Source organism: Pseudomonas pergaminensis (genome assembly GCF_024112395.2).
Lineage (GTDB): Bacteria > Pseudomonadota > Gammaproteobacteria > Pseudomonadales > Pseudomonadaceae > Aquipseudomonas > Aquipseudomonas pergaminensis.
Genome location: NZ_CP078013.2, coordinates 4,877,284 through 4,902,406 on the forward strand (window position 1 = coordinate 4,877,284; position 25,123 = coordinate 4,902,406).

Sequence of the window (25,123 nt, forward strand, 5' to 3'; positions counted from 1 at the left end):
AACCAGGTTCTAGGTAAGGAGTTTACCTCAGGCAATAGTTTAGAAAAATCTGAACTAAGTATTTGCCCCTGCCGATTCTTTCGTTTCTACGTATTTCGCAGAATCGGCCCCTAATAAACAAAACAACGATGAGGCAATCCCGTGGACAAGATTTTCCACCAACCACTGGGCGGCAACGAAATGCCGCGCTTCGCCGGCATCGCCACCATGATGCGTCTTCCCCACCTGCAAACGGCCAAGGGCCTGGATGCCGCCTTTATCGGCGTGCCTCTGGACATCGGCACCTCGCTGCGCGCCGGCACCCGTTTCGGGCCGCGTGAAATCCGCGCCGAATCCGTGATGATCCGCCCCTACAACATGGCCACCGGTGCCGCACCGTTCGACTCGCTGTCGGTCGCGGACATTGGCGACGTGGCGATCAACACCTTCAACCTGCTCGACGCCGTGCGCATCATCGAAGAAGCCTACGACGAGATTCTCGAGCACGACGTGATCCCCCTGACGCTGGGCGGCGACCACACCATCACCCTGCCGATCCTGCGGGCGATCCACAAGAAACACGGCAAGGTCGGGCTGGTGCACATCGATGCCCACGCCGATGTGAACGACCACATGTTCGGCGAGAAAATCGCCCATGGCACCACCTTCCGCCGCGCGGTGGAAGAAGGCTTGCTGGACTGCGACCGGGTGGTGCAGATCGGCCTGCGCGCCCAGGGCTACACCGCCGAAGACTTCAACTGGAGCCGCAAACAGGGCTTCCGTGTGGTCCAGGCCGAAGAATGCTGGCACCACTCCCTCGCGCCGCTGATGGCCGAGGTGCGTGAAAAAGTCGGCGGCGGCCCGGTGTACCTGAGCTTTGACATCGACGGCATCGACCCCGCTTGGGCGCCGGGCACCGGCACCCCGGAAATCGGCGGGCTGACCACCATCCAGGCGATCGAGATCATCCGTGGCTGCCAGGGCCTCGACCTGATTGGTTGCGATCTGGTAGAAGTCTCGCCGCCCTACGACACCACCGGCAACACCTCGCTGCTGGGCGCCAACCTGCTGTACGAAATGCTCTGCGTACTGCCTGGCGTGGCGCACCGCTGATGAGCACCCGCGAGGTGCTGCAAGCCGCTGCCGACCTGGTGGCGGCCTTCGCCCGCAATGACCGCGCCGCCTACTTCGGCGCGTTCACGGCCGACGCCAGCTTTGTGTTCTACACCCTCCCCCAGCCGCTGCTGAGTCGCGATGCCTACCAGGCGTTGTGGGACAACTGGCGCCGGGACGAGGGGTTCGAGGTGCTCTCGTGCACCTCGAGCAACGCCTTTGTCAGCCTGCAGGGTGACGTGGCGATTTTTATTCATGACGTGGCCACCGAGCTGCGCATGAACGGGGAGCAATTCAATAGCCAGGAACGCGAGACCATTGTCTTCAAACGGCAAGGGCTTGGCGCAGAACAACAAGAAGGCCTGTGGCTGGCCTGTCACGAACATTTGTCCGCTATGCCGGAAGGGCTGCCGCCCCCTTAGCCAATGTGATCGGAGCTGATCATGAATAATAAAAACAACGATAAAAGTATTCGAAAGATAGAAACCAACGGGGTCGAACAGATCCCGGACCACGAACGTACCGCCGGCCCCAAGGATCTGTTCCGACTGATCTTCGGCGGTGCCAATACCTTTGCCACCGCAGTGCTGGGCTCCTTTCCGGTGTTGTTCGGCTTGTCGTTCCAGGCCGGCGCCTGGGCGATTGTGCTGGGTGTGCTGGTGGGCGCGCTGATCCTGGCACCCATGGGCCTGTTCGGGCCGATCAATGGCACCAACAACGCGGTGTCATCCGGCGCGCACTTCGGTGTGCACGGGCGAATTGTCGGCTCGTTTCTCTCACTGCTGACCGCCATTGCCTTCTTCTCACTCTCGGTGTGGAGTTCGGGTGATGCGCTGGTGGGCGGTGCGAAACGTCTGATCGGCCTGCCGGAAACTGACCTGACCCTGGGCCTGGCCTATGGCCTGTTCGCCCTGCTCGTCCTCACCGTATGCATCTACGGCTTTCGCTTCATGCTGTGGGTCAACCGCATTGCGGTATGGGCCGCGAGCCTGCTGTTTTTGCTGGGCATCTTCGCCTTCGCGCCGGCGTTCGACAGCCACTTCGCGGGCACTGTAGCCATGGGCCAGGCCGGCTTTTGGGCGGCCTTCATCGGCGCCGCGCTGGTGGCCATGAGCAACCCGATTTCCTTCGGTGCGTTCCTGGGTGACTGGTCGCGCTACATCCCGCGTGAGACGCCAAAAATGCGCATCATGCTGGCGGTGGTGCTGGCGCAAATCGCGACGTTGATCCCGTTTCTTTTCGGCCTGGCCACCGCGACCATCGTGGCGATCAAGGCACCGGACTACATTGCGACCAACAACTATGTGGGCGGTTTGCTGGCGGTGGCGCCGACTTGGTTCTTCCTGCCGGTGTGCCTGATCGCGGTGATCGGCGGCATGTCCACCGGCACCACCTCGCTGTATGGCACCGGGCTGGACATGTCCAGTGTGTTCCCGCGCCTGTTGTCGCGGGTCAAGGCCACGCTGCTGATCGGGGTGATGTCGATTGCCTTCATCTTCATCGGACGTTTCGCCGCCAACCTGGTGCAGAGCGTGTCGACCTTTGCCGTGCTGATCATCACCTGCACCACACCGTGGATGGTGATGATGATCATCGGCTTGATCGTGCGTCGCGGCTTCTACTGCCCGGATGACCTGCAAGTATTCACCCGGGGTGAAACCGGCGGCCGCTACTGGTTCAGCCATGGCTGGAACTGGCGCGGGCTGGGCGCGTGGATCCCGAGTGCGTTGGTGGGCCTGTGCTTCGTCAACCTGCCGGGGCAGTTTGTCGGGCCGCTGGGCAACCTGGCCGATGGGATTGATATCAGCCTGCCGGTGACGCTGGGGCTGGCGTCGGTGGTGTACCTGACGTTGCTGCGGGTGTTCCCGGAACCTGCGGCTGTCTACGGGCCGACGGATCCCCGCAGTAGGCGCATGGATGCGCGCGTTAAACCGGCACTGCAACCCGCCGCCTGATCCTCATAAAAAAGATAATTGGAGACTCGCCGTCATGGCTTTGGATTTATTCGTCGTACTCATCTACGCCGCCGGCATGCTCGTGCTCGGTTATTACGGCATGCGCCGCGCCAAGACCCACGAAGACTACCTGGTAGCCGGGCGCAACCTCGGCCCGTCACTGTACATGGGCACCATGGCCGCCACGGTGTTGGGCGGTGCGTCCACCGTCGGCACCGTGCGACTGGGGTATGTGCACGGTATCTCGGGCTTCTGGCTGTGTGCCGCGCTGGGCATGGGCATCATTGCGCTCAACCTGTTCCTGGCCAAGCCGCTGCTGAAGCTGAAGATCTTCACCGTGACCCAGGTACTGGAAAAACGCTATAACCCCATGACCCGCCAGGCCAGCGCCGTGATCATGCTGGCCTACGCACTGATGATCGGCGTGACCTCGATCCTGGCCATCGGCACCGTGCTGCAAGTGCTGTTCGGCCTGCCGTTCTGGATCTCGGTGTTGCTGGGCGGTGGCGTGGTGGTGGTGTACTCGACCATCGGCGGCATGTGGTCGCTGACCCTCACCGACATCGTGCAATTCGTGATCAAGACCGTTGGCCTGATGTTCATCCTGCTGCCGATCTGCCTGTACCGCGTCGGCGGCTGGGACGAACTGGTGGCCAAGCTGCCGGCATCGAGCTTCAGCTTCACCGCGATCGGCTGGGACACGATCATCACCTACTTCATGATCTACTTCTTCGGCATCCTGATCGGCCAGGACATCTGGCAGCGCGTGTTCACCGCCCGTGACGAAAAAGTCGCCAAGTACGCAGGCACGTTCGCCGGTTTCTACTGCATCCTCTACGGCCTGGCCTGTGCACTGATCGGCATGGCGGCGCATGTCCTGATCCCGGACCTGGATAACGTCAACAATGCGTTTGCCGCTATCGTGAAAGCCTCGCTGCCCGACGGCATTCGTGGCCTGGTGATTGCCGCCGCCCTCGCAGCGATGATGTCCACCGCCAGCGCCGGCCTACTCGCCGCCTCCACCGTACTGACCGAAGACCTGCTGCCGCGCCTGCGTGGCGGCAAACAGTCGAGCCTGGCCATCAACCGCCTGTTCACGATGCTGACCGGCGTTGCCGTGCTGGGAATCGCACTGGTAGTGAGCGATGTGATCAGCGCCCTGACCCTGGCCTACAACCTGTTGGTGGGCGGCATGCTGATCCCGCTGATCGGCGCGATCTTCTGGAAACGCGCGACCACCTCGGGTGCGATTACGTCCATGACCCTGGGCTTTGTGACGGCACTGGTGTTCATGATCAAGGATGGCTTGGACGCGAACACACCGATCTACTACAGCCTGGCGGTAGGGCTGGTGAGTTTTGTGGTGGTGAGTTTGTTGTCGCGCCGGCCAGCGGGTGTGGCGGCCAACGCGGTTTGAGATACAACTGGATTTAGAGCGGTTTCTTCAGCGGGCGCGACGTCGGATGTCGTGCCCGTTTTTTTATTCAGCATTCCGGCTGGCTTCTTCAAACAAATCTCCGCAAGATTTACAGCCAAAATACTGCTCGGTTGTAGGGCATTCGATTTCTCCTGTCGCCCCCGCCCTCACCCGCCAAGTACAGACGTTGCCGCGATACTTCAGTGTGCCTTCAAGGTAACAAGGGGCCCAGTCGTACTCGTCATGCAGCGTGCGTGCGTCAATAGGTTCAGCGCGCTTGAAGAAGGACGCGACTTGTCGCTCATCCAACGTAACGTCGCTAGGTCGACAGCGCTCCGGTTCTTTGGAGTGAAAACCCGAGATAACGATGTTGTCGATATCTGGAGGGAAAGCCGCGCACCCGGCGAGTATTACCCACACGCCAAACAGCCATGACCGTAGGTTCATTGCCACACCGCGCTGCTGGCTTCGCCTGGGTGTTTGTAGGAGATTTGCGGATGCGTGTAGACGTCCTCGGGGGTCAGGCGGAAATGACCATATAACTCCGCCACCAACCACTGCAGAGCTTGATTCTGCATGGCAGTCACCTCCTCGTAACGGGCAGCATCCAGGTGCTTGCCGACCAATTCAATCCCCAAGGAATCCGCGTTCATCGGGTATCGCTCAGGGTAATCCTTGGTGCGCTCATAGCGGTCCAGCGCGCGAATCTGCAACGTCCAGGTGAGCGCCTGGATGGTCTGAATTTTCGCGGTGTCGCACTTGGCCTGATCAGTTGCCAGGCATTTGGAGCGCAAGTAGCGCCCAACGTGGTAACAGCGTTTTTTGAGGCTGGCCGTTTGGTAGATCACACCATTTTTTTCAATGAGAAAATGCGCACCGCTTCCCTTGGCCAGGTAACCGTTGAAGGTGTGTTGGGCGGTTGGGGCGTCCGTCTGATGGACCACCAGCGCGCTCACACTGGGCAAATCCCCGTGCTCGATTGTTTGAAATCGACGGGGTTTAACCCTGTCGGACATCAACATTCCTTCGCTATCAATACTCGACATTCCAATGCCCATTCATCCATGTGAAGGCAAAAATATAGAAGGACGAGCGGGAAAAAGGCACGGACGACGGAATAAGAAGAAGTCTCTGACGATGAGACGCGCAATGACAGGTGATTGCGGGCACTACGAATGAACGACGGCTGCACTCTAATAACAGGGAATAGAACACGCCCTGTTGAATGACCCATGGTGCAGCGCCCGCGCGACGGGATCGCGTGAGCGCTTCAGGGCTTACCTGCGACGTGGACGACGCTGCTCGTCATCTGTGCGAATCGGCACAGGCTGCAGTGGAGGCTCGATCAAGCCCAATGCAACACCCAGATCATGGAGCCAGTTTTGAATTTTCTCTTTCATGGTTGCCCCCTTTGAGGGTAATGCTGGTAGGCGCAAGATCTGTCGCCCTTTCCTACACTGATAGTAGCCCTAAGTCCTACGCATTGCTTGAACGAAACCACAACGAACTATTACTGAATTGATCCAAATCCTGACGGATCGTTCAAGCAATCGCACGTGTGTCTTGCAGGACCTCGGCCTTGCCCTCTTGCTGCAGGTCGATCCATGCGTTGAGGTTAGCGCCGAGCATACCCTTTCGCCACATCAGCCAGGTCGTCGCAGTGGCAAAAGGCCCTGTCAGCGGATGAACGGACACGCTGTCCTTGCCTGGCAGGCTGGCGAGCATGGATTCGGACATCAACGCCACCCCGGATCCGGCGATCACACACGCGAGCATGCCTTGGTAGGATTCGATCTCAATTGCCCGCCCCATGGCCACCCGCTCGTGGGAAAACCAGGTTTCCAGGCGCGTGCGGTAGGCGCAACTGCGGCGAAAGGTAAACACTGAGCGGCCCGCCACATCCTGCGGCCCGCGCACCGGCGGGTGATCGGCTTCGCAGATCAGCACCAGGCGTTCCTCGCACAGGGCCACCCCGTCCAGGGAGGCGATGGTGATGGGGCCGTCCACAAAGGCAGCATCCAGGCGACCGGTAATCAAACCTTCGAGCAACTCGCCGCTGGGCGCCGATTGCACCTGAAGGTTCACCATCGGGTAAGCCTTGTGATAACGCGCCAGCAGCTTCGGCAAATGCACCGCTGCCGTGCTGTACATGCTGCCCAGAACAAAATCACCCGCCGGCTGCCCGCCTTGCACGGCACCGTGGGCTTCGTCGTGCAGCGCCAGCAGACGGGTGCTGTAGTCCAACAACACTTTGCCCGCAGGAGAAAGCTGCAAACGCTGGCGCTCGCGCACGAACAACTCGACACCGAGTTGTTCCTCCATTTGCTTGAGGCGCGTTGACAGGTTGGACGGCACCCGGTGCAAACGGTCAGCCGCTCGCGTGATGGAGCCCTCTTCCGCCACGGCTTGGAAGATGCGCAATTGACTGAACTCCATACCTTTCTCCAAAACAGAACAAGTTACTCACTATTATTCAATTTTACAGAAAGTCAATCGGCTTTAGCCTGAAGGTATTCGTTTACCCGCAGGAAACCAGACCATGTCCCCGTTGATTCGCTTACTTGCCAGCTTTGTCGCCTTGATGATGGCGATGGGCATTGGCCGCTTCGCCCTTACCCCACAAATGCCCCATCTGCTCAGTGAAGGGCAGATCGATCTGACCGGCGCCGGCCTGATTGCCGCCGCCAATTACCTGGGCTACTTCGTCGGGGCGGTGGATTCGATCTTTGCGCGCAGTCATCACCACGTGCGTGGACGCTTGTATGGCGGGTTGTGGCTGTGTGTGCTGCTGACCCTCGCGTCGTACTGGGCCCATGGGTTCTGGCCGCATCTGTTGTTGCGCTTCGGCACCGGGGTCGCGAGTGCCTGGGCCCTGGTGATGATTACCAGCCTGAGCCAACCATTGGCGATTGCCGCCGGGCGCCCGCGCCTGGGCGCACTGGTATTCGCCGGGCCCGGACTGGGGATTCTGCTGACCGGGTTATTGGCGCTCGGCGCCAACCTGCTGGGGCAAAACTCGGCCACCTTGTGGTTGGTGTACGGCGTGGTGGCGCTGGTGATGTTGCTGGCGACTCTGCCGTTCCTGCCCAAGCCGTCTGCCGCCGCGAGCCCCGTAGCTGGCCACTCCGACGCGGGCAGCAATGGCAGCATTGCGCATTTGTGCTGGATCTACGTGTTGTACGGCCTTGGCTATATCATCCCGGCAACGTTCCTGTCGCAGATGGCCAGCGCGCAATTCAAGGGCGCCTGGCAGGCCGACCTGTTCTGGCCGTGTTTTGGCCTGGCAGCGGCAATAGGTGTGGTGGTGGCAACCCTGCGTCGCAAGGATCCAGACACCACTCGCCGGTGGCTGATGACCACCCTGTGGCTGCAAGCAGCCGGGGTGTTTGCCTGCCTGCTGGGCAATGGTTGGGGCTTGGCACTCGGGGTATTGCTGTGTGGCGGGCCGTTCCTGGCGTGCATGCAGTTGGTGATGGCACGCCTGCGGGACGTCGCCCCCCATGGCTACCAACGCAGCACCGGGCTACTGACCGCCAGCTTCGCCATCGGCCAGTTAAGTGGCCCGTTGCTGGCGTCGGTCAGCAGCCACCTGAGCGGCGGCCTGCAACCCGCGCTGGTCGTCGCCGGCGCGGGCTTATTGGTGGCAGGCTCGGTGTTGGTCAGCCGGCAACCATCGGCGCAGGCACACGCACCTGTTCACGCCGTGCCAGCACCAGGAAAAACAGCCCACCCAGGAAGCACCCGGTAAACCAGGCGAAGTTGGCCATGCCCTGCAGCGCCGGGGTGAAGGTGATCGCGACGCCCACCAGCGTCGCGGGCACCAGGGCCTTGACCGCCGTCCAGTTCACGCCGCCGTCGAAGTAGTAACGCCCGCTGGGGCTGTCGTCAAACAGTGCATCCACATCAATCTTCTGTTTTTTGATCAAGTAGAAATCCACCAGTAGGATCCCGAACAGCGGCCCGATGAAAGCTGCGAGGATATCCAGGGTGTAGTGAATCATCAGCGGGTTGTTGAACAGGTTCCACGGGGTGATGAAGACCGACGCCACGGCAGCGATCATCCCGCCCGCGCGCCAGCTGATTTTGCTCGGGGCAACGTTAGCGAAGTCAAACGCCGGCGAAACGAAGTTGGCGACAATATTGATGCCGATGGTTGCGGTGACAAAGGCAAACGCGCCCAGCAATACGGCCATGCTGTTATCGATGCGCGAAACCGTCGCGATCGGGTCATGCAGCATTTCACCGAACACCGGCAAGGTGCCCGAGACAATCACCACCGTCACCAGGGAAAACGCCAGGAAATTCACCGGCAGCCCCCAGAAATTACCGCGTCGCACATCCTGCATGCTGCGGCAGTAGCGGCTGAAGTCGCCGAAATTCAGGGTCGGTCCGGAGAAATACGACACCACCAACGCCGTGGCCACAATTACCTGGCCAAATGCTTGCCAGCCCGACAGCGACTTCTCCGCCAGGGTGAAGCTGATGTTTGACCAACCGGCCTTCCACACGATCCAGCCCGCCAGGGCAAACATCACCGCATACACCACCGGTCCCGCCCAATCGATAAAACGGCGGATGGACTCCATGCCCGCCCAGAACACCGCCGCTTGCAGCACCCACAGGCTGAGGAAACCCAACCAGCCAAGGTAGGACAGGCCTGCAAAATGTGGCTCTGCATACACCGCCATCTGTGGGAAGAAACGCAGCACCACGATGATCAACGCACTCGAGGCCAAGTACGTTTGAATCCCGTACCAGGCCACGGCGATCAAACCGCGAATCACCGCCGGAATATTCGCACCGAACACCCCAAACGCCAGCCGGCAAATCACAGGATAAGGCACCGCTGCCTGCTGGCTGGGCTTGGCCACCAGGTTGGCGATCAACTGCACGATGCAGATACCCACGAGCAAGGCGATCAACACCTGCCAGCTGGCCAGCCCGAGGGCAAACAGGCTGGCAGCAAACACATAGCCGCCAACGCTGTGAACATCACTCATCCAGAAAGCAAAGATGTTGTACCAGTTCCACTTTTGCGGCAGTGGACCCAGGTCCTGGTTATACAGGCGCGGGCTGTAGCCTTTGGGCAATTGTTCTGACATCGCTGGGCTCCTCGAAATACCGGCCTGCGCTACCGTTGCAGGGTGCATACGGGAGGCGGCATGGTTTGTATACGAGATAGTCAGCAGAATGCGTGCCAATTGAGCGCAATCGCTCTGGCACGCCGCTCCAAAGGGTTGGATACAGGTTTATAAGGTGGGGCTACGCTCAGCAACGGTGCATGTACATCCTGTACACAATCAGCGGTGCACTCGTTGTGCACACAGGTAACCCACCGTGCAGCACGCGGCGGTCAGGAACGTGCCCCAGGCCATGTCCATGACCGCAAGCTGGGCCGACCAGCCTTGCAGCGTGGCCCAGTTGCTCAGGTCGTACGTGCCGTAGGCGACCAGGCCGAGCAACGCACCCATTCGGGCCGCACGCTGCCAGCTGGCGCTGGGCAATACCACGAACACCACACAACCGATGACATAGAGGAGATAGAACAACACCGCCGGCAACAGCCGTGGTTGATCGAGCATCAACGGGCCGAGCAGCGATTTATAGGTGGGGCCCATCAAGACGCCGAGCCAGAGGCCGTCGAGGAGCAGAAACGCGAGCAAGGTACCGAGGAAGGCGAACAAGGATTTTTTCGACATGGGTGCAGCCCTTTTATAGGAGCGAGGGGGACGCCTAGCTCCTACAAAAGAGCAAATCGCACTCAGCTTAGTTCAATGCGATCCGCATGAATCACGATCTGGCCTTGCTTATACAGCGCACCGATGGCTTTCTTGAAGTTGCCCTTGCTCACGCCGAACAAGTTACTGATCACCGCCGGATCGCTTTTATCGCTGACCGGCAAGGTGCCGTTGTTTTCGCGCAACTTGGCGAGGATCTTCGAGTTCAGGCTGGAGGCTGCTTCCTGCCCAACCGGTTGCAGGCTCAGGCTGATGTTGCCGTCGGCACGGATCTCTTTGATAAAGCCTTTTTCTTCCTTTCCCGGGCGCAGGAACTTGAACACTTCGTTCTTGTGGATCAGGCCCCAGTGCTTGTTGTTGATGATCGCCTTGAAGCCCATGTCAGTGGCTTCGGCCACCAACAGGTCGACTTCCTGGCCCACCTGGTAGTTGGCGGGGGTCTTGTCCAGGTAGCGATCCAGGCGTGCGGTGGCGGTGATGCGCTTGGTGTGCTTGTCGAGGTAGACGTGCACCACACAGTATTCACCGGCGCTCAACTGGCGTTTTTCTTCCGAATACGGCAGCAGCAAGTCCTTGGGCAAACCCCAGTCGAGAAACACGCCAATACTGTTGACTTCCACCACTTTCAAACTGGCGAATTCACCCACTTGAACTTTGGGCTTCTCAGTGGTGGCGATAAGTTTGTCATCGCTGTCCAGATAAATGAAAACGTTAAGCCAGTCTTCATCTTCACTGGGAATATCCTTGGGGATATACCGATTAGGCAAGAGGATTTCACCGTCTTGCGCACCGTCCAGGTACAAACCAAAGTTAGTGTGTTTAACCACTTGCAAGCTGTTGTAGCGCCCGACTAAAGCCATGTTCAATACCCTCATTACGTGGGCGGCATTCTACCCGAGTTGCGCCTGCCACGCGCGCGCGCCTGAAAAATCGCGGCCTGGCGTGGCTTTCCAATGGCACTGCCCCGCTCGTCCGATCACTGGGCTGAATTTTCCGGCGCTGCCAACCGCCCTCCCTGCCTGTCGTTTCGAGTTAAAACAGCAAGTTAGAGGCTTATTTCAAAAATAAACTTTGGCTATTTTCGACCCCGCAACTTATTACCGGGGGATATTTACCAAGCAATTGTCAAGTATTTCCTGTACGATGCCTGGCCAAGTTAATTTTCTACAGGTTAGTGGCCGCCATGCGCGTAAAAGCATCCAACAGCAAAGCAAAGCCAGCTCCCGCCGTTGAAACCAGCGAGTCGATCAACAGCCAGATTGCGGCATTCCTCAAGTCCGGCGGCGAAATCCAGCAAATTGCCAAGGGCGTCAGTGGCCAGACATTCGGCCCGTCCAAGCAGATCAGCCTGGGTAAAAAGTAATACTGCGCAACACCCCTGGTCCCTAAGCGTCTTGCCTTCAAGGCGCTAGGACTAGAGCCCGAAATACCCTCGCCAGCCATCCCACAACCACGCTAATCGACGAACGGACCTCATCTCCTGGCATTCGCCGGTATGCTTGCACACGTCTAGCACGGGCATCTGCCCGATTTTCCCCGTCACTGCTCCTCGCTTTTCATGGAGTGAAGCATGTTCAAATCCTGCATGTTCCTGGTCGGTGCCCTGGTGGCCAGCCCACTCGCAGAAGCGCAGATTTTCCAGCGCGAATTGGGCGACTTCGACCTGAAATTGGGCACGACCCCCAGTCGCAGCATGGCCCAGGGTCTGGTCAAGCCAACCTCTCCCGGCAGCGACTCGTTCCACGGGGGTCTGGACTTGAGCCACGACAGCGGCCTGTACTTCGGCCAATTCTCACCGAACATGGGCTTGTCCTCGTCCAGCAATCTCGAAGTCGACTCCTACATGGGTTTCAAACATCCCTTCGACCAGACCCTGGGCTACGAAGTGGGCCTGATCCACTACAGCTACCCCAAGCTCAGCCCACTGGACAGCCAGGAGTTCTACGGCGGCTTGAACCTGTTGGGCAATCGCTTCGGTGCGTCCTTCAGCAATGACCCGGATCGCCAGGACAGCACCCTGTTTGCCGACCTGGGCGGCACTCAGCCTTTTGGCATCGGTGTCAGCATGAAATACACCACTCATCAGCTGGGCACCCCGGTCTCGGTGGAAGGCGGCTCCATTCGCACCTTCAGCGACTGGTCGGTGCAATTCTCCCGAGAGTGGAAGGGCGTTGACCTGGATCTTATCTACAGCGACTCGAGCCTCAGCGGCGGGGATTGCTCAGCCTATTCCGGACACAATTCGCAATGCGATGGCCTGTTGACGCTGAAGGCGGTGCGGTCGTTTTATTAATGGGCTGAACTGTCGCACCCGGCACAGGTTCACATGCAATAACCCACATTGTGAAGGACCCGCCCATGCTGCGTCGGCTCAAACTACTGGTGGTATTACTGACCCTGAGCCTGGTGCTCGCTGGCTGTAATCGCGTAGGCCTGGCCTATCGCAACCTGGACGTGATCATTCCCTGGACCCTCAATGACTACCTGGACATGAACGCCGGGCAGAAGAGCTGGTTCAACGATAAACTCAAGGAGCACCTGGCCTGGCACTGCACCACGCAATTGCCGGGCTACCTGGATTGGCTGGACCGACTGCAACAGATGGTCGACGACAATCAGGTCACCGACGCCGCCTTGCAGACCCGCACCGCCGAAGCCAAAACGGCCATCGCCGAAGTCGCCCGCGAAATTACGCCGTCGGCCATCGAATTGTTGCAGGGGCTCGACGATCAGCAGGTCAAGGAAATGAATGAAGCCCTGGCCAAGGACCTGCGCAAACGCCAGGACGACTACCTCAAGCCACCACTGGCCAAGCAGATACAGGAACGCGCCGAGCGCATGAATAAGCGCCTGGATGCATGGATGGGTCCACTGAGCGACAGCCAGAAAAACCGCGTGACGGCCTGGTCCATCAGCCTGGGTGAGCAAAACCAGCAATGGATCGGCAACCGCGCCCATTGGCAGGCGCAATTTATCGACGCCGTAAAACAACGCAAGAGCGCCGACTTCCCGCAGAAAATGCAGCAATTGCTGGTAGACCGGGAAAGTCTATGGACGCCTGAGTACCGCCTCGCCTATGCACAGACAGAAGCCGCAGCGCGCAGCCTGATCGTGGACCTTATGGCGGAAAGTACCGTGCAACAGCGCCTGAAACTGACGCAGAAAATCGACGGTGTACGCAGCGACTTCAAGGCACTTAAATGCCTCAAGGCCGCCGCACTGTAACGCAATGGATCAGGCAATCTGAGCCTTGGAAGCCACCTCGGCAAAGGTCGCCGGATCCAGCGCATCCGCCTGCTCATCGAGCACCTGGCGCGGGTGATCATTGCCCGGAATCGAGCTGTCGATCAGCGCCAGCAACTGCGCACCCAGCGCCGTCAGGATGAAATTCTCGCCATTACCGCCCTCTTCCTCGGGGCGCGATTCAATAAAACCACGCTTGAACAACAGCGCTTCATAATCTGCCGCCGTCTTCTTGAGTGCGTCCAGGTTGCCGGTGGACTCGCCCGCCGTGGCCTTCTCGGCCGCTTCCTGCTCGGCGTATTTGCGCGGGGCGAAGCTGCCCTCGCCGTTCTGCACTTCATGCAGCAGACGTTCGATCAGATCCCAGTTGTAAGTCGTCATCCTGATTCCTCCTGCAGGCTGGTGGAAAGTAGCCCGTCAAGGTTGTGACAGGCCGCGTCAGTAGCCGTTCAGCCTAATAGACAGACGTCATTTCTCTGAACTTTCCAGACGTTCGCGGCCTCAACAGCACATAACCGCCAAGGAGGTCTACCATGAAAACCCTGATGAACCTGGCCATCGCCGCCGCGTTGTTGAGCGCGCTGCCCGCCTGGGCCTGCACACCCGACGAGGCCACAACCAAGCGCGAGCAATTGGCCCAGGAAGTGGCCAAGTTGACTGAACAGAACCCGAACAAGGCCAAGGAGATGAACAACGAGCTCCAGAAGATGGACCTGGATACGGAAAGCGCTGAGTTCCCCGACAAATGTCAGCTCATCGACGCCCGCCTCAAGGAACTCAAGGAAGCCGCGGCCAAAACTCAAAACTGATGGCAAAAAAAACCGGACAATCGTCCGGTTTTTTTACATCACCCGAGCCTTATTCCGCAGCAGGTGCTTCTGGCTTGCGGCGCTTGAGTGGTGCCATGCCATCCTTGCTGACGAGCGACAGGTTGTCAGTCTTCGGGCGGTTGGCGATCTTGCGCTTGGTCGGCGACTTGGCACCGGTCTTCTTCTTGTCGCCCTTGGCGTCAGTCTTTTTCTTCTTCACGCCAACGGCTTTGCCCGACGCCTTGACCTTCTTCGGCCCGGTGTAGGTGCCTTTGACTTCCTTGATAGTGCGACGCTCGAACGACTGCTTGAGGTAGCGCTCGATGCTCGACATCAGGTTCCAGTCACCGTGGCAGATCAGCGAGATAGCCAGGCCATCGTTGCCGGCACGCCCGGTACGACCGATACGGTGCACGTATTCGTCACCGCTGCGGGGCATGTCGAAGTTGATCACCAGGTCCAGGCCGTCCACGTCCAGGCCGCGCGCGGCAACGTCGGTGGCAACGAGGATCTTCACACCGCCCGCCTTGAGGCGGTCGATGGCCAGCTTGCGGTCCTTCTGGTCTTTCTCGCCGTGCAGCACGAACGCCTTGTATTCCTGGGCTACCAGACGGCCGTAGATGCGATCAGCGGCGGCGCGGGTGTTGGTGAACACGATGGCCTTCTGATAGGTCTCGTTGGCCAGCAGCCAGTTGAGGATCTGCTCTTTGTGCACATTGTGGTCAGCGGTGACGATCTGCTGGCGCGTGGTTGCGTTCAGGTCGCTGACATTGTTGACCTGCAGGTGCTCAGGGTTGTTCAGCACCTTGGCGACCATGTCGCGCAGGGTCGAACCACCGGTGGTGGCGGAGAACAGCATGGTCTGCTGGCGATTGACGCATTCGCCGACCAGGCGCTGCACGTCGTCGGCAAAGCCCATGTCGAGCATGCGGTCGGCTTCGTCCAGCACCAGCACTTCGACTTCCTTGAGGTCGAGGTTGCCAGCGTTGAGTTGCTCGATCATGCGACCCGGCGTGCCGATCAGGATGTCCGGGACCTTGCGCAGCATGGCGGCCTGGACCTTGAAGTCTTCACCGCCGGTGATGATGCCGGACTTGATGAAGGTGAACTGCGAGAAGCGCTCGACTTCCTTCAGGGTCTGCTGGGCCAGCTCGCGGGTCGGCAGCAGGATCAGGGTCTTGATGCTGACGCGAACCTTGGCCGGGCCGATCAGGCGGTTCAGCACAGGCAGGACGAAAGCAGCGGTCTTGCCGCTACCGGTTTGAGCCGTCACCCGCAGGTCACGCCCTTCGAGCGCGAGCGGGATGGCCGCTGCTTGCACAGGCGTAGGCTCGACAAATTTAAGCTCGGCCACGGCTTTGAGCAGGCGTTCGTGCAGGGCGAATTGGGAAAACACGGGTGCTACCTCGAAGAAATACAAAAAATCAGCTGCATAGGGTACCGGTTTCGGGCGTCCAAACCGAGTTTCTTTACGCGAACGGTGCTATTGAACCGCTTTTTTGTCAGGACATTTGTCCATGACGTCAACTTTGATGCACTTAAATGCTCTAATCGCCCCGTCTTGTCCCACAGAAGAATCGGTTTCACCCATGGATATCAAACAGCTCTGGCTCAACGCCCAGGACCTCTGGGGCGCCCTCGATGAACACCCGCTGCTGCATGCCAGCCTCGGCTTGCTGGTGTTGCTGGTGGTTGCCCTGTTGCTCGGGCGCGTGGCGCGCTACCTCATCCTCCACGCCGTCAAACTGCTCGGCCGGCAACCGGCGCTGCACTGGCTCAATGACCTGCGGCACAACAAAGTCTTCCATCGCCTGGCGCAGATGACGCCATCCCTGGTGATCCAGTTCGGCTTGTACCTGGTGCCGGACCTGAGCAAGACCGCCATCCTGTTCATCGGCAACGTGGCCCTTGCGCTGACCATTCTGTTCCTGGTTCTGGCCATGAGCGCCCTGCTCAGCGCCCTGCTCGACATCTACGCCCGTACCGAACATGCCCGCACCCGCTCGATCAAGGGCTACGTGCAGTTGGCGAAGATGGTGCTGTTCGTGTTTGGCGCGATCATCATCGTCGCCACCCTGATCGATCGCTCGCCCCTGTTGCTGCTGTCAGGCCTGGGTGCGATGTCGGCGGTGATCCTGTTGGTGTACAAGGACACCCTGCTGTCGTTCGTCGCCAGCGTGCAGTTGACCAGCAACGACATGTTGCGGGTCGGCGACTGGATCGAAATGCCCCAGGTCGGCGCCGACGGTGACGTGGTGGACATCACGCTGCACACGGTCAAGGTGCAGAACTTCGACAAGACCATTGTCTCCATCCCCACCTGGCGGCTGATGTCCGAGTCGTTCAAGAACTGGCGCGGCATGCAGGCCTCCGGCGGGCGCCGCATCAAGCGCAGCCTCTACATCGACGCCAGCGGTGTGCGCTTCCTGCGCGACGACGAAGAACTGCGCATGACCCAGGTGCACCTGCTCACCGACTACATCGGGCGCAAGCAGGCCGAGCTTAAAGCCTGGAATGAAGCCCAGGGCCACAGCGCACAGTTGTCGGCCAACCGCCGCCGCATGACCAACCTTGGCACCTTCCGCGCCTATGCCCTGGCTTATCTGAAAAGCCACCCGGACATCCAGCCAAACATGACCTGCATGGTGCGCCAGATGCAGACCACCGCCCAGGGCGTGCCGCTGGAGATCTACTGCTTTACCCGTACCACGGCGTGGGCGGATTACGAGCGGATCCAGGGGGATATTTTTGATTATCTGCTGGCGGTATTGCCGGAGTTTGGCTTGAGCTTGTATCAGCAGCCAAGTGGCAATGATTTAAGGGCTGGGATGCTACCGGCCTTGCTCGGCGCCAGTCATTTGCCGACGCAGGAAAACAAATCTGCCTGACACCAGTCCCCCTGTGGGAGTGGGCTTGTGTGGGAGCGGGCTTGCTCGCGAAAGCGGTGTTTCAGCTAGTCAATCTGGTACTGATACACCGCATTCGCGAGCAAGACCGCTCCCACAGATGGTTCAGCGCAGGATCGGCTGTTTGCGCACACCCAATCGACTGATCCACACCGCCCCCACAATCACCAACCCACCCAAGGCCAAACGGCCCAGCGGTTCATGCTGGTTCCAGATCAGCAAGTTGAGCAGCAAGCCCACCGGCACATGCAGGTTGTTCATCACCGCCAGGGTGCCGCCCTGGACCAGGCAGGCGCCCTTGTTCCACCAGTACATGCCCAGCGCCGTACTGACGAGCCCGAGGAACACCAGCACGCCCCATTGCAGCGGCGCGTCGGGCAAGTAGTTGGCTTTGCCGAACAGCAGGAACGCCGGCAACACCACCAACAACGCGCCCACATAGAAGTAACCAAAGCGCCGGTAGTGCGGCAGGTCACTGGGGTAGCGCGCCACCAGGTGCTTGTACATCACCTGCCCGGCGGCATAGGTGAAGTTGGCCAGTTGCAGCAGCAGGAAGCCCCCAAGGAAGTGCGGGGTGATCTGGTCAAAGCGGATCACCGCCGCGCCCGCCACCGCCACCAGCGCGGCGATCAGCGCCCAGGGGTTGAAGCGACGGTTGAGGGCATCTTCGATCAAGGTCACGTGCAGTGGCGTGAGGATGGTGAACAGCAGCACCTCCGGCACCGTGAGCACACGAAAGCTCAAGTACAGGCACACGTAGGTCACGCCAAACTGCAACGCGCCGATCACCAGCATGCCGCGCATGAAGGCCGGCTCCACCGAGCGCCAGCGGGTCAACGGAATGAAGACCAGCCCGGCGAGCAACACGCGCACCAGCACGGCGAAGTAGCTGTCGACGTGACCGGCGAGGTATTCGCCGATCAAGCTGAAGGAAAATGCCTGAATCAGGGTGACAACCAGTAAGTAGCCCATGCGCGCCTCGTTTTGAATGGGCGGGACATTAAAGGTTTTCGGCGGTTGAAGAAACTCGGGGCAAAAAAAACCCGACCTCGCTAAAGCGTCAGTCGGGCAGGAGCACTCAGGAGCAAAAGTGCAAAGGGAGGTCTGTTACGCGTACTTGAAGGGTTTGCGTGGGGCTAGATAAACATCGCGGGATTATCTGGCGATTAAAGGATCAGGCAACCTGTGCCAGCAACGCCTTGGCGTGGTTGATGCCCTTTTCCTGGAAGTCTGCGCTCAGGTTCACCCCTTCGGCGTGAATGAAAGTGACGTCATGAATGCCGATAAAGGCCATGACCTGACGCAGGTACGGTTCCTGGTGATCGGAGCTCGCTCCGGTATGGATACCGCCGCGCGCAGTGAGCACGATAGCGCGCTTACCGGTGAGCAAACCTTGTGGCCCGGTGGCGGTGTACTTGAAGGTCACACCGGCCCGCAACACGTGGTCCAGCCAGGCTTTGAGGGTGCTTGGGATGGCGAAGTTGTACATCGGCGCGGCCATTACCAGTACGTCGGCGGCCAGCAGTTCGTGGGTCAATTCGTCGGAGCGATCCAGGGAGACTTGCTCCTGTTCATTGCGCTGATCCGCAGGCTTCATCCAACCGCCCAGCAAGTTGGCGTCCAGGTGCGGGACCGGGTTGAGGGCGACGTCACGCACGGTGATCTGATCGGCTGGATGGGTGGCCTGCCATTGGCTGATGAACTGCTGGGTCAGTTCGCGGGAAATCGAATCCTGCTGGCGGGCACTGCTTTCGATGATCAGAACATTGGACATGGCTATGTAGGCTCCATCTGTAATTGCTGTAAGTCGATGGAGTGAAGAGTAGACAGAGCCAATTCGATAAAAAAGCGCAAAAAACTGCTATAACCGATCTATAAATTTGTTTATAAGCGGAGCATGCTCCGCTGTCGGTTACTTCGGCGTGCAGGCCAGGGCGATCCGCATCTTGATAATCGCGCGGTTGAACTTGACCGTGGTGTTCGTGCTTTTGCCTGCAGGCACCGTGACCGTTCTGCGACGCGGCGATTCCGGACCGTTGGTGAAGGTTACCGAGCAGACGGCATCCTGGGTGCCGTAGTTATTCAGTTGGATCGAACTGATATCGCCGTCCACGTCGGAGGCGGTGTAATCGATGCTGACACCGTCGATCTTTTTGGTCACGTCGATGGGGTAGGCAAACGCGCTCATCGGCAGCAGCGCCAGCAACACACAACAGAATTTTCTCATTCGACAGTCTCCAATAAGGACTGTCAGCTTAGGACAAGAGGAACCCATCTTGAAAGCGCCCCGCGTTACCCTCGATCAATGGCGCACGCTGCAAGCCGTGGTCGACCATGGCGGCTTCGCCCAGGCGGCTGAAGCGCTGCACCGTTCACAGTCCTCGGTGAGCTACACCGTGGCCCGCATGCAAGACCAGCTCGGCGTGCCGCTGTTACGCATCGATGGGCGCAAGGCAGTGCTCACCGACGCCGGTGAAGTGCTGTTGCGCCGCTCCCGGCAACTGGTGAAAAACGCCAGCCAGCTGGAAGACCTCGCCCACCATATGGAACAGGGCTGGGAAGCCGAGGTGCGCCTGGTGGTAGACGCGGCCTACCCGAATGCGCGCCTGGTGCGGGCGCTTACCGCGTTCATGCCGCAAAGTCGCGGTTGCCGCGTACGCCTGCGTGAAGAGGTGTTGTCCGGCGTCGAGGAATTGTTACTCGATGGCATGGCTGACCTGGCCATCAGCGGCTTCATCATCCCCGGCTACCTGGGTACGGAAATGAGCGATGTGGAATTCGTCGCCGTGGCCCATCCCGACCACGCGCTGCATCGCCTTAACCGCGAACTGAGCTTCCAGGACCTGGAAAGCCAGATGCAGGTGGTGATTCGCGATTCCGGCCGCCAGCAACCGCGGGATGTGGGCTGGCTCGGCGCCGAGCAGCGCTGGACTGTCGGCAGTCTCGCCACCGCCGCCACGTTCGTCAGCAGCGGCCTGGGCTTTGCCTGGTTGCCCCGCCACCTGATCGAACGCGAACTCAGGGAGGGCCTGCTCAAACAGCTCCCGCTGGAAAAAGGCGGAAGCCGCAACCCTACGTTTTACCTGTACTCGAACAAAGACAAGCCGCTGGGCCCGGCGACGCAGATCCTCGTGGAACTGCTGCGCACCTTTGACACCGCCCCGTTGGACGCGCCTTTCGCCGCCCCCCAGCAAGCCTGAAACGGAGTTCATGCATGGCCTGGTTCGACCATGAAGGATGCAGCCTGCACTACGAGGAATACGGCCACGGCACGCCGCTGATCCTGATCCACGGCCTGGGCTCCAGTTGCCAGGACTGGGAGCTGCAGGTGCCCGTGCTGGCAAGGCATTACCGCCTGATCGTAGTGGACGTGCGTGGCCATGGCCGCTCGGACAAACCGCGCGAACGCTACAGCATCCAGGGCTTCACCTTTGATCTGCTCGCGCTGATCGAACACCTGGCCCTGCCACCCGCCCATGTGGTGGGTTTGTCCATGGGCGGCATGATCGCCTTCCAGCTGGCGGTGGATGAACCCGCGCTCGTCAAGAGCCTGTGCATCGTCAACAGTGCCCCGCAGGTGAAGGTGCGCAGTGCCGATGATTACTGGCAATGGGCCAAACGCTGGAGCCTGGCACGCATGCTCAGCTTGAACACCATCGGTAAGGCCTTGGGCGACCGCTTGTTCCCCAAGCCACACCAGGCCGACCTGCGCCGCAAGATGGCCGAACGCTGGGCAAAGAACGACAAACGTGCTTATCTCGCCAGCTTCGATGCGATTGTGGGCTGGGGCGTGCAGGAACGACTTTCCAGGATCACCTGTCCAACCCTGGTCATCAGCGCCGACCACGACTACACCCCCGTGGCGCAAAAAGAAAACTATGTAAAACTGCTCCCCGATGCGCGACTGGTGGTGATCGAAGATTCCCGCCATGCCACGCCCTTGGACCAACCCGAAGTCTTTAACGCAACCCTGCTCGAATTTCTAAAGACAGTCGAAACCACTACCCAGGATCACTGACCCATGCTGAAAAAAATCGCCTTCTTTGCCGGTTCTGTTTTGTTCGCTGCCAACCTGATGGCGGCTGAACCCGCCAAGGCGCCTCACGTCCTGATCACGACTACCAACGGCGACATCGAGATCGAACTGGACCCGGTCAAGGCGCCGATCAGCACCAAGAACTTCCTGGCCTATGTCGACAGCGGCTTCTACACCAATACGATTTTCCACCGCGTCATCCCAGGCTTCATGATCCAGGGCGGCGGCTTCACCCAGGCGATGACCCAAAAGCCGACCAAGGACCCGATCAAGAACGAAGCCAGCAACGGTCTGCATAACGTACGTGGCACCTTGTCCATGGCGCGTACCAACGACCCGAATTCGGCCACCAGCCAATTCTTCATCAACGTCGCCGACAATGCCTTCCTCGACCCGGGCCGCGATGCCGGTTACGCCGTGTTCGCCAAGGTGGTCAAGGGCATGGACGTGGTGGATGTGATCGTCAATTCGCAGACCACTACCAAGCAGGGCATGCAGAACGTGCCAATCGATCCTGTGTACATCAAGTCGGCCAAGCGCATCGATTGAGGTAGCAGGTAGTTCCGCGCGCAGCCCACAAGGCCGCGCGCGCATTTGAAAGGAGAGCCCGCCCCGCGGGTGTCATACCTAATGCTCTATCGTCGTTTTGAACAACTGATCGATATTTTCCGCGACGCCCCCAGCGCCGCCCCGCCCGATAAAGTCCTGCCCTTCTACCTCTACTACCTGCGCCAGGTGTGGCCGCATTTTGCTGCCTTGCTGGTGGTCGGCCTGATCGGTGCACTCATTGAAGTGGCGCTGTTCAGCTACCTGAGCCGCATCATCGACCTGGCCCAGGGCACGCCGCCCGCGAATTTCTTCCAGTTGCACAGCACCGAGCTGATCTGGATGGCCGTGGTCGCCCTGCTGTTGCGCCCGATCTTCGGCGCCCTGCATGACCTGCTGGTGCATCAGACCATCAGCCCCGGCATGACCAGCCTGATCCGTTGGCAGAACCACAGCTACGTGCTCAAGCAGAGCCTGAATTTCTTCCAGAATGACTTCGCCGGGCGTATTGCCCAGCGCATCATGCAAACCGGCAACTCCCTGCGCGACTCGGCGGTCGCCGCAGTGGATGCAATCTGGCACGTGGCGATCTACGCCATCAGTTCCCTGGTGCTGTTTGCCGAGGCCGACTGGCGCCTGATGATCCCGCTGGTGACCTGGATCATCAGCTACAGCCTGGCACTGCGCTATTTCGTGCCACGGGTGAAGGAGCGCTCGGTGATCTCTTCCGAGGCACGCTCCAAGCTGATGGGCCGTATCGTCGACGGCTACACCAACATCACCACCTTGAAGCTGTTCGCCCATACCCAGTACGAGCAGGAATACGCCAAGGAAGCGATTATCGAGCAGACCGAAAAAACCCAGCTGGCCAGCCGTGTGGTCACCAGCATGGACATCGTGATCACCACCATGAACGGCCTGCTGATCGTCACCACCACCGGCCTGGCCCTGTGGCTATGGACGCAGTCGCTGATCTCGGTGGGTGCGATTGCCCTGGCCACCGGCCTGGTGATCCGTATCGTCAACATGTCCGGCTGGATCATGTGGGTGGTCAACGGTATTTTCGAAAACATCGGCCAGGTGCAGGACGGCCTGAAAACCATCGCCCAGCCGCTGGCGGTGATCGACCGCGACAATGCCCCGCGCCTGAGCGTGCCCCACGGTGAAGTACGCTTCGAGCAGGTGGATTTCCACTATGGCAAGAAGAGCGGGATCATTGGCGGCCTGAACCTTGAGATCAAGGCCGGTGAGAAGATCGGCCTGATCGGTCCGTCCGGTGCGGGCAAGTCGACCCTGGTCAACCTGCTGCTGCGACTCTATGACCTGCAAGGCGGGCGCATCCTGATCGACGGCCAGAACATCGCCGAGGTCGCCCAGGAAACCCTGCGCGAACAGATCGGCATGATCACCCAGGACACGTCCCTGCTGCACCGCTCGATCCGCGACAACCTGCTGTACGGCAAGCCCGACGCCACTGACGCAGAGCTTTGGGCCGCGGTGCACAAGGCGCGTGCCGATGAGTTCATCCCATTGCTGTCGGACGCTGAAGGCCGCACCGGGCTGGACGCACACGTGGGTGAGCGCGGGGTGAAACTCTCAGGCGGGCAGCGTCAACGTATCGCCATCGCCCGCGTGCTGCTCAAGGACGCGCCGATCCTGATCATGGACGAAGCCACCTCCGCGCTGGACTCGGAAGTGGAAGCGGCGATCCAGGAAAGCCTGGAAACCCTGATGCAGGGCAAGACGGTGATCGCGATTGCGCACCGGTTGTCGACCATTGCGCGGATGGACCGCTTGGTGGTGCTGGAGAAAGGTCAGATTGCCGAGAGCGGCAGCCACGCCGAGTTGCTGGCCCATGGCGGGCTGTACGCGCGGTTGTGGCAGCATCAGACCGGAGGCTTTGTCGGCATCGATTGAAACAATACCGCTGCTACAGGTTAAAACGGCGCCAGCCCTCTATTTCAAAGGGCTGGCGCTTTTTTTTTGCGCCTGGATTTGTGCCACAACCCTGCTGTAATCAGTGCAGTGCCCAGACGGGCGCTGAAGTAAATCTGCAGGGAGCATCACTGATTTACTGATTGGGTAGAGCGATCTATCAAGGACGGGTTGCATGTCTTTGTTCAAGCGTTCAATCACAGAGGGTTTAGGTACGTTTTGGCTGGTGTTGGGCGGGTGCGGGAGTGCGGTGTTGGCCGCAGCGTTTCCCGCAGTCGGGATCGGGTTGCTGGGCGTGGCCCTGGCGTTCGGGCTCACGGTGCTGACCATGGCGTTCGCCATCGGGCATATCAGCGGATGTCACCTCAACCCGGCGGTATCGGTGGGGCTGGTGGTGGGCGGAAGGTTTCCGGCCCGGGAGTTACCGGCGTACATCGTGGCGCAGGTGATCGGTGGCACCGTGGCCGCTGCGCTGTTGTATTTCATTGCCAGCGGCAAACCGGGGTTCGAACTGGCGTCGGGCCTTGCGTCCAACGGCTATGGCGAGCATTCCCCCGGCGGTTATTCAATGGCGGCGGGGTTTGTGAGTGAGTTGGTAATGACCGCCATGTTCGTGGTGATCATCCTCGGCGCCACCGACCGCCGTGCCCCAGCGGGCCTTGCGCCCATCGCCATCGGCCTGGCGCTGACACTTATCCACCTGATCTCCATCCCCGTCACCAACACGTCGGTCAACCCGGCCCGCAGCACGGGCCCGGCCTTGATCGTCGGCGGGTGGGCGATCCAGCAATTGTGGCTGTTCTGGCTCGCGCCAATCCTCGGCGCGGTAATCGGCGGTGTGACCTACCGCTGGCTGGGCAAGGAGGCGCCGGGCTGACGCAACAGGGGTTCAGCCCTGCCGATAAGGCAGGGCTGCCCATTTCGGGCGGCCTTTCACCCTTGATGGGCCTGCATGTACTGGCGCAATAGCTGGTTGATTCGCGTCTGGTAACCAGATCCTTGACCTTTGAACCACTCCAGTACATCAGCATCCAGTCGAATAGTGACCGCCTGCTTTACTGGAACACGTAACTCAGCACGCCGGAAAAAATCGGCATCCAGCTCAGGAATATCGCTGGTATCGATCTCTCTATCATTCATTTTGGCCAAGCGCTCCCAATCAGTTTTCGATGTTTGCGTCATAATATTTGGCCTCCTTCTTGGTTGCTTTTCGGGCGGAGATGATACGGATCACATCACCACGTCGCTCGGTGTATACGACCACACCCACTAACAATTTGATCCAGCCAATACTAATCCAACGCTCCTCGCCATAATCCGCTCGATCATCGCGTAAGGCCAGCATTGGGTGCCTAAAGATATCTGGGACGTCATTGAAATCTATGCCGTGCTTAACAATATTGGCTTTATTTTTGGATTCATCCCACTCAAATAACATGGCATATC

The 25,123-nt window shown here is 59.7% G+C and carries 28 protein-coding genes; 15 read left to right on the forward strand and 13 right to left on the reverse strand.

The window, feature by feature from the left end; translation table 11 throughout:
• Window positions 1-141: 141 nt before the first annotated feature.
• From speB to KUA23_RS22070, 4 genes are read left to right on the forward strand one after another with little or no spacing between them, the layout of a single operon-like run.
• Window positions 142-1,092, forward strand: coding sequence for an agmatinase (gene speB, locus KUA23_RS22055; protein ID WP_021490873.1), 951 nt, complete (start codon window positions 142-144; stop codon window positions 1,090-1,092).
• A complete protein-coding gene (locus KUA23_RS22060) occupies window positions 1,092-1,514 on the forward strand; it encodes a YybH family protein (RefSeq protein WP_252992844.1) in 423 nt (140 codons plus the stop codon). The genes speB and KUA23_RS22060 overlap by 1 nt, the downstream gene beginning before the upstream one ends.
• A 21-nt stretch (window positions 1,515-1,535) precedes the next feature.
• Entirely contained in the window at window positions 1,536-3,047 is a 1,512-nt protein-coding gene (locus tag KUA23_RS22065) for a purine-cytosine permease family protein (protein ID WP_099493563.1), read from the forward strand.
• Window positions 3,048-3,081: 34 nt separating this feature from the next.
• Window positions 3,082-4,464 carry a sodium:solute symporter family protein gene (locus KUA23_RS22070; RefSeq protein WP_252992845.1) on the forward strand — a complete coding sequence of 461 codons (1,383 nt, stop codon included), beginning with the start codon at window positions 3,082-3,084 and terminating at the stop codon, window positions 4,462-4,464.
• Window positions 4,465-4,907: 443 nt separating this feature from the next.
• On the opposite strand, the gene KUA23_RS22075 is transcribed toward KUA23_RS22070, so the two are convergent.
• From KUA23_RS22075 to ptrR, 3 genes are all read right to left on the reverse strand, one after another.
• Window positions 4,908-5,480 carry a peptidoglycan recognition protein family protein gene (locus KUA23_RS22075; protein WP_252992846.1) on the reverse strand — a complete coding sequence of 191 codons (573 nt, stop codon included), beginning with the start codon at window positions 5,478-5,480 and terminating at the stop codon, window positions 4,908-4,910.
• Between the two features lie 261 nt (window positions 5,481-5,741).
• Window positions 5,742-5,864, reverse strand: a complete 123-nt coding sequence (locus KUA23_RS22080) for a PA1414 family protein (RefSeq protein WP_003193089.1) — start codon at window positions 5,862-5,864, stop codon at window positions 5,742-5,744.
• Between the two features lie 142 nt (window positions 5,865-6,006).
• Window positions 6,007-6,900, reverse strand: a complete 894-nt coding sequence (ptrR, locus tag KUA23_RS22085) for a putrescine utilization regulator PtrR (protein WP_078049676.1) — start codon at window positions 6,898-6,900, stop codon at window positions 6,007-6,009.
• A 103-nt stretch (window positions 6,901-7,003) separates the two neighbouring features.
• Between ptrR and KUA23_RS22090 the strand changes: the two genes are divergently transcribed.
• Complete coding sequence (locus KUA23_RS22090) at window positions 7,004-8,212, forward strand: MFS transporter (RefSeq protein WP_252992847.1); 1,209 nt, start codon at window positions 7,004-7,006, stop codon at window positions 8,210-8,212.
• On the opposite strand, the gene KUA23_RS22095 is transcribed toward KUA23_RS22090, so the two are convergent.
• The 3 genes from KUA23_RS22095 to KUA23_RS22105 form a co-directional block, all read right to left on the reverse strand.
• On the reverse strand, window positions 8,124-9,566 hold the full coding sequence (locus tag KUA23_RS22095; protein WP_100492370.1) for an NCS1 family nucleobase:cation symporter-1: 1,443 nt from the start codon (window positions 9,564-9,566) through the stop codon (window positions 8,124-8,126). The two genes, KUA23_RS22090 and KUA23_RS22095, sit on opposite strands and share 89 nt — an antisense overlap.
• A gap of 198 nt (window positions 9,567-9,764) precedes the next feature.
• A complete protein-coding gene (locus KUA23_RS22100; protein ID WP_078049679.1) occupies window positions 9,765-10,163 on the reverse strand; it encodes a DUF2177 family protein in 399 nt (132 codons plus the stop codon).
• A gap of 62 nt (window positions 10,164-10,225) precedes the next feature.
• Window positions 10,226-11,062 (reverse strand): CvfB family protein, encoded by an 837-nt coding sequence (locus KUA23_RS22105; RefSeq protein WP_034099624.1) that lies wholly within the window; start codon window positions 11,060-11,062, stop codon window positions 10,226-10,228.
• A gap of 323 nt (window positions 11,063-11,385) precedes the next feature.
• Here KUA23_RS22105 and KUA23_RS22110 point away from each other — a divergent pair, with 323 nt between their 5' ends.
• The 3 genes from KUA23_RS22110 to KUA23_RS22120 all read left to right on the forward strand — a co-directional run bounded on the left by KUA23_RS22110 (window position 11,386) and on the right by KUA23_RS22120 (window position 13,427).
• Window positions 11,386-11,565, forward strand: a complete 180-nt coding sequence (locus KUA23_RS22110) for a hypothetical protein (RefSeq protein ID WP_003193095.1) — start codon at window positions 11,386-11,388, stop codon at window positions 11,563-11,565.
• 207 nt (window positions 11,566-11,772) lie between these two features.
• Window positions 11,773-12,495: a TorF family putative porin gene (locus KUA23_RS22115; protein WP_078049680.1), complete on the forward strand. Its 723-nt coding sequence runs from the start codon at window positions 11,773-11,775 to the stop codon at window positions 12,493-12,495.
• 65 nt (window positions 12,496-12,560) lie between these two features.
• A complete protein-coding gene (locus tag KUA23_RS22120) occupies window positions 12,561-13,427 on the forward strand; it encodes a DUF6279 family lipoprotein (protein ID WP_078049681.1) in 867 nt (288 codons plus the stop codon).
• Between the two features lie 9 nt (window positions 13,428-13,436).
• On the opposite strand, the gene KUA23_RS22125 is transcribed toward KUA23_RS22120, so the two are convergent.
• Window positions 13,437-13,826 carry a hypothetical protein gene (locus tag KUA23_RS22125; protein ID WP_017134854.1) on the reverse strand — a complete coding sequence of 130 codons (390 nt, stop codon included), beginning with the start codon at window positions 13,824-13,826 and terminating at the stop codon, window positions 13,437-13,439.
• 152 nt (window positions 13,827-13,978) lie between these two features.
• On the opposite strand from KUA23_RS22125, the gene KUA23_RS22130 reads away from it, so the two are divergent.
• Window positions 13,979-14,254, forward strand: a complete 276-nt coding sequence (locus KUA23_RS22130; protein ID WP_214498114.1) for a hypothetical protein — start codon at window positions 13,979-13,981, stop codon at window positions 14,252-14,254.
• Between the two features lie 49 nt (window positions 14,255-14,303).
• Here the strand turns inward: KUA23_RS22130 and KUA23_RS22135 are convergent, their stop codons facing one another.
• On the reverse strand, window positions 14,304-15,650 hold the full coding sequence (locus tag KUA23_RS22135) for a DEAD/DEAH box helicase (RefSeq protein ID WP_016979359.1): 1,347 nt from the start codon (window positions 15,648-15,650) through the stop codon (window positions 14,304-14,306).
• Window positions 15,651-15,843: 193 nt separating this feature from the next.
• Here KUA23_RS22135 and KUA23_RS22140 point away from each other — a divergent pair, with 193 nt between their 5' ends.
• Entirely contained in the window at window positions 15,844-17,142 is a 1,299-nt protein-coding gene (locus KUA23_RS22140) for a mechanosensitive ion channel family protein (protein WP_100492368.1), read from the forward strand.
• A 123-nt stretch (window positions 17,143-17,265) separates the two neighbouring features.
• Here the strand turns inward: KUA23_RS22140 and KUA23_RS22145 are convergent, their stop codons facing one another.
• The 3 genes from KUA23_RS22145 to KUA23_RS22155 all read right to left on the reverse strand — a co-directional run bounded on the left by KUA23_RS22145 (window position 17,266) and on the right by KUA23_RS22155 (window position 19,387).
• On the reverse strand, window positions 17,266-18,132 hold the full coding sequence (locus KUA23_RS22145) for a carboxylate/amino acid/amine transporter (protein ID WP_078049685.1): 867 nt from the start codon (window positions 18,130-18,132) through the stop codon (window positions 17,266-17,268).
• Between the two features lie 202 nt (window positions 18,133-18,334).
• Window positions 18,335-18,934, reverse strand: a complete 600-nt coding sequence (locus KUA23_RS22150) for an FMN-dependent NADH-azoreductase (RefSeq protein ID WP_078049686.1) — start codon at window positions 18,932-18,934, stop codon at window positions 18,335-18,337.
• 138 nt (window positions 18,935-19,072) lie between these two features.
• Window positions 19,073-19,387: a 3-phosphoglycerate kinase gene (locus KUA23_RS22155; protein WP_078049687.1), complete on the reverse strand. Its 315-nt coding sequence runs from the start codon at window positions 19,385-19,387 to the stop codon at window positions 19,073-19,075.
• A 49-nt stretch (window positions 19,388-19,436) separates the two neighbouring features.
• On the opposite strand from KUA23_RS22155, the gene KUA23_RS22160 reads away from it, so the two are divergent.
• The 5 genes from KUA23_RS22160 (at window position 19,437) to aqpZ (ending at window position 24,554) form a co-directional block, all read left to right on the forward strand.
• On the forward strand, window positions 19,437-20,360 hold the full coding sequence (locus tag KUA23_RS22160) for a PA3225 family LysR-type transcriptional regulator (RefSeq protein ID WP_078049688.1): 924 nt from the start codon (window positions 19,437-19,439) through the stop codon (window positions 20,358-20,360).
• A 14-nt stretch (window positions 20,361-20,374) separates the two neighbouring features.
• The gene (locus KUA23_RS22165; protein ID WP_252992848.1) at window positions 20,375-21,178 is read left to right on the forward strand and encodes an alpha/beta fold hydrolase; all 804 of its coding nucleotides are present in this window, start codon (window positions 20,375-20,377) and stop codon (window positions 21,176-21,178) included.
• 3 nt (window positions 21,179-21,181) lie between these two features.
• Complete coding sequence (locus KUA23_RS22170; protein ID WP_078049690.1) at window positions 21,182-21,745, forward strand: peptidylprolyl isomerase; 564 nt, start codon at window positions 21,182-21,184, stop codon at window positions 21,743-21,745.
• A gap of 81 nt (window positions 21,746-21,826) precedes the next feature.
• Window positions 21,827-23,659, forward strand: a complete 1,833-nt coding sequence (locus KUA23_RS22175; RefSeq protein ID WP_099493572.1) for an ABC transporter ATP-binding protein — start codon at window positions 21,827-21,829, stop codon at window positions 23,657-23,659.
• A gap of 193 nt (window positions 23,660-23,852) precedes the next feature.
• Entirely contained in the window at window positions 23,853-24,554 is a 702-nt protein-coding gene (aqpZ, locus tag KUA23_RS22180) for an aquaporin Z (protein WP_078049692.1), read from the forward strand.
• 56 nt (window positions 24,555-24,610) lie between these two features.
• Here the strand turns inward: aqpZ and KUA23_RS22185 are convergent, their stop codons facing one another.
• Complete coding sequence (locus KUA23_RS22185; protein WP_078049693.1) at window positions 24,611-24,859, reverse strand: BrnA antitoxin family protein; 249 nt, start codon at window positions 24,857-24,859, stop codon at window positions 24,611-24,613.
• Window positions 24,837-25,115 carry a BrnT family toxin gene (locus KUA23_RS22190; RefSeq protein ID WP_078049694.1) on the reverse strand — a complete coding sequence of 93 codons (279 nt, stop codon included), beginning with the start codon at window positions 25,113-25,115 and terminating at the stop codon, window positions 24,837-24,839. Before KUA23_RS22190 ends, KUA23_RS22185 begins: the two co-directional genes overlap by 23 nt.
• Window positions 25,116-25,123 lie beyond the last annotated feature (8 nt).